The sequence below is a fragment of the Bartonella sp. AP58NXGY genome, assembly GCF_042195785.1.
GTDB lineage: Bacteria > Pseudomonadota > Alphaproteobacteria > Rhizobiales > Rhizobiaceae > Bartonella.
Genome location: NZ_JBHIOY010000119.1, coordinates 1 through 265, shown reverse-complemented (window position 1 = coordinate 265; position 265 = coordinate 1). Strand labels below are relative to the sequence as shown.

The window sequence follows — 265 nt, the reverse complement described above, 5'->3', positions numbered from 1 at the left end:
AACATCTCGCTACAAACGGCTTCATTTTTCAACACATTTAGAGGAGCTAAAGCAGATATGGCAATCCTTTGGAGATTGTATCTCGTAGAAAAATAAATAATAAAGCCTATCAAAAATAGGCTTTATTATATTAAAATTGTTATATTTCTTTATTGCGTTCAACGGCTTGCTTAATGAGTTCATGCGCGAAGTTCTTATCACGCCACCCTTCAATTTTAGCCCATTTCCCAGGCTCCAAATCTTTATAATGCTTGAAGAAATGTTC

Annotated in this window: 1 protein-coding gene and 1 pseudogene; one reads left to right on the top strand and one right to left on the bottom strand. The window is 34.7% G+C overall.

Going from position 1 to position 265, the window contains the following annotated elements; translation table 11 throughout:
* A pseudogene (locus tag ACFINC_RS09865) lies at positions 1-88 on the top strand (DUF167 domain-containing protein); the annotation flags it as partial.
* A 51-nt stretch (positions 89-139) separates the two neighbouring features.
* Here the strand turns inward: ACFINC_RS09865 and ACFINC_RS09860 are convergent.
* Positions 140-265, bottom strand: a 126-nt coding sequence (locus tag ACFINC_RS09860) for an inorganic diphosphatase (protein WP_375617100.1), incomplete at its 5' end; no start/stop codon positions are given.